Origin of the sequence: Aquibacillus koreensis, assembly GCF_025154055.1 — a bacterium.
Classification (GTDB): Bacteria; Bacillota; Bacilli; order Bacillales; family Amphibacillaceae; genus Aquibacillus_C; species Aquibacillus_C koreensis.
Genome location: NZ_JAOALK010000025.1, coordinates 1 through 3,792 on the forward strand (window position 1 = coordinate 1; position 3,792 = coordinate 3,792).

The following is a 3,792-nucleotide window of genomic DNA, read 5'->3' on the forward strand; positions in this document are numbered from 1 at the left end:
GGGACGGTTCTTTTAGGGAACAATCGGAAGTTTGCGAAAAAAGAAGGCACATTTAGCTATTTAAGCTATCTGTGCCTTTGTACTATCTCGTATTACCACTATCCGCAAATTTTTGATTGTCCCAGAAGGACGAAGTCGCTTCCTTCTCTTCCTATGGGGATTCAATCCTCCCCAACCTCATTTTTGATCTTTTATTTATCAGTTTTTTTAACTGTTATCTATGTTTTTTCTTAAAAACATAGATAACAGTTAAAAATGGGTGTACTTTCCCCCTCCCCATTTAAGAGGCTTTTAAAAAAGCATTTAATTCTACCGATCACGGTATCTTATATGATGGAAACGGCGGTATCTTAAATGAATGAACGCTTTCTAGATGACCTTTTTTACACGAAGGACACAAAGTCATATCCTTATTTAATATTTTTCCAAGGACTTCAATTTTACTTAACCCTTCATATAACGGTTTATAGCTAGGGCTCTTTGTTAGTCTTCGACAACGTTCCAACTTCGTTTTTCTATTTCGATTTGCTAATAAACCATAATGCCTTACTTTCACAAATCGTGTCGGTAATACATGCATTAAAAAACGCCGAATAAATTCTACTTTGGTCATCTTTACTTGCTTTCTCTTATTGTTATTCTTATAGTCTTTTACACCGATGGTCACTGTATCATAACCTTGTGAAAGGATACGTTTATTCGAAATGGCAATTCTGTGCGTGTATAATCCAAGGTACTTCATCACAGCTAAAGGACCTGAAAATGTTCTTTTGGTATAACTATACCAATTCAGTTCATAACAGCTATCTAGTAATTGTTGAAACTGACTTCTAGATTGATATTTTGTTGTTTCAGTAAAGAACTTTAATTTCTTTTGGTTGTAATATTGTTTGAGATAATAGAGAAATTTCCCTCTAAATTGCTTTGATAAAACTTTCACAGGAATAAAGAATTTTTTACTCGTTTCCTTCCAACGGTTATCTTTTGTCAGGCCTCCGGCCAAGACTATGGTATGAATGTGAGGATGATAGTGTAAATTCTGGCCCCAAGTATGCAAGACAGATAAAAAGCCAATTTGGGCACCTAAATATTTATCGTCCCATGCGAGTTCGTTCAAAGTTTCTGCCACTGCTTTGTACATTAATTTATAAAGTAGTTTTTGATTGTGATAGATCAACATGTGTAATTGTTCGGGTATCGTAAACACGACGTGAAAATAGGGTGCGTTTAAAATATCTTTGCTTCTTTGATCCACCCAAATCTCTTTATCAACTCCTTGACATTGCGGACAGTGACGATTTCGACAAGAATTATAGCTAAGTTTTGAATCACCACATGAATCACACTCATGCCTGTGACCTCCTAAAGCATCTGTTTTACAATTTTTAATGGCCGTGGCTGCTTTTGCCTGTTCTATGGATACTTTATGAGTTACTCTAAAGTAATCGTAGTTATCAACGAATAAACTTTGTATAGTCATCAATTTTTACCTCTAGGCTGGTCCAATGGACTTTTGATCCCCATTAAACTTTTAGAAGTCATGTGTAAATAAGCAACTGTCGTTGCCACTCTTTTATGACCTAACATATGTTGTATATGCACAGGATCAATTCCGTCTTCGAGAGAGTGTGTCGCAAAACAATGCCGTAAGGTATGTGCTGAAATTGCTGTATCGAGATTTAATCTTTCTCTAATTTTAAGAAAGGTATTTTGTATGCTTTTAACCGTAATATGATTCTCTTGCTTTTGTCCCTTGAAGAGCCAATCATTTTTAGAAAAGGATCGATGATGATAGGCTTTGAAATACTCTCGCAGGACAAGAAGACTAGCTTCAGACAAAATGGTATAACGGTTCGTATCGTGTTTTGTTTTCTGCACACGAACTCGCATTCCTTGACTATCTATATCACTAATTTTTAGTCGTGCAACTTCACTAACGCGCAATCCACTACCATAGATTAAGGCGAGAATCGCCTTATGTTTTAAATTATTGGTACCCTCTAAAAGTGCATATACTTGCTCTCTAGGTGGAATAACAGGGAAGCTCTTGCCTCTTCTCATTCTAGGTACCTTTATTGGATTCCAGGTTTTCTCTAGTACATACGTGTAAAAAAACTTAATAGATGAAATACAATTATTTATTGTCCCTGGTGAAAGTTTTCTATCTCTTTTTAAGTGAAGGATATACCCCTGAATATCTTCAAAAGCAACTTCATCAATTTCTATCTCTAATACTACTTCCACATAGAATAAAAAATCGTTTATTCTTCTTCTCATAGATTTTCTTGTGGATTCTGGTGAGTTCTTAAGCTCAAAGAATAGTTCGATCTGTCGTTTATATTTTTCCATTATAAAAGCCCTCCGATTTGTTAGTTGATTTTTAAACAAACCGGAAGGTGGGTGGTCCACGATTAAGTGGAGTAAAATATTGGTTATGTAATTTTGTTGTTTTTCGTGTTAGAATAAATTTCATAGAAGTATGCTCTCTCTTTTTTATTGTTTGGTTTGGCGATTAAACAATATCACAGAAAGCATACTTTTTCTTTATGTTCTTAATGGTTTTCTTCCCTTAATAACCCTCTATCTGTATTTTTTTCCTCTTTACATAATAACGCTCTATCCCATAGCCATCGCGGGACGCGATTTCGTTCTTCTTGTGTTTCCAAAATTGGAAACACAAGAACCGTCCCCATGTTCACACCTTGTGGTTGTGGGAGATCAAGATTGTTTACCTTACCAAACTATTTCTAACTAAAAATTCATTATTAAATGTAATAGGAATACCAACACTATCTTTTTCAGCGTGGATATGCAAATGAGGTTCACTAGTGTTGCCAGAATTTCCTACCCTACCAATCGGATCCAATGCTTCCACGCGATCTCCTTCCATTACTATTACACTGTCTTGCTGCATATGTGCGATATAAATAACGACATCACTACCATCGCAAGTTAAGGCAACATAATTTCCTTCTGGGTTTTCAACATCCATTTCAGACGGTGTTAAGTCAGGTAGATTGCCTCTAGACTCTATGATCTCTCCATCACATGGACTATAAAGTGTCTCCCCATAAATAGCGTATTTATCTAACTCCTTAGGGTAAAAACCAGCAGTACGTATGCCGAAATTATTTAGCTTTACAACATCGAGTGCAAACTGTTGTGATTCGTAAGCGTTATGATAATTAAGCTGGGTATGGTTGCCGCCATGAGCCACATAATAGGTACCATTCTGTAAGGGAAAATTTAGATCAATTGCTTGTTGGTTTGTAGAATAACCAGTAATAGCAACCCCATTATAAATACCAAAAACGATAAGAAGGAAAGCATAGATCCCCGTATTTATGATTTGTTTTCGGGTGAATTTTATATAAAAGGGTAACTGTTTTATTTTTTTCCAAGAAAAATAAATGCCTAACAATAATAATAGTAACAATATGTATCTTAAGTAATAACTTATCCAATCCCACCGTCCCGTTTGAAAGACCCAAGCCACAATCGCAACCGTAGTTAACATTTTAAGTAGCCACTCTAATTTACTGTTATTCTTTTCTTTCCATAACATTAAAATAAAACATAGAGGTAGAATAGTTTGAATAAACACAATTTGAAATAGAGCTGATAGCAAAATAAATCCTCCTTGTAAAAAAAATGAATGAAAAAGACCCATGATGTTTCATGACCAATTCCAATGTAGCAGATCTAAGACCGTTACTATTAAAATAGTACGATTTAAAACACTAATAAGTTTCATTTGTAAGCATGGGGACGGTTCTTGTGTTTCCAATTTTG

Annotated in this window: 3 protein-coding genes; all 3 read right to left on the reverse strand. The window is 35.2% G+C overall.

The window, feature by feature from the left end; genetic code table 11:
• Window positions 1-316: 316 nt before the first annotated feature.
• Window positions 317-1,483, reverse strand: coding sequence for an IS91 family transposase (locus tag NYQ66_RS06040; protein WP_456151316.1), 1,167 nt, complete (start codon window positions 1,481-1,483; stop codon window positions 317-319).
• Window positions 1,480-2,349 (reverse strand): tyrosine-type recombinase/integrase, encoded by an 870-nt coding sequence (locus NYQ66_RS06045; protein WP_259867933.1) that lies wholly within the window; start codon window positions 2,347-2,349, stop codon window positions 1,480-1,482. Before NYQ66_RS06045 ends, NYQ66_RS06040 begins: the two co-directional genes overlap by 4 nt.
• A 379-nt stretch (window positions 2,350-2,728) precedes the next feature.
• Entirely contained in the window at window positions 2,729-3,628 is a 900-nt protein-coding gene (locus NYQ66_RS06050) for a M23 family metallopeptidase (RefSeq protein ID WP_259867959.1), read from the reverse strand.
• Between the last annotated feature and the right edge of the window lie 164 nt (window positions 3,629-3,792).

What these genes read in the sequence shown, in the direction of transcription:
- NYQ66_RS06045 (WP_259867933.1), bottom strand. Translation starts at nt 2,349, where the DNA reads ATGGAAAAATATAAACGACAGATCGAACTATTCTTTGAGCTTAAGAAC.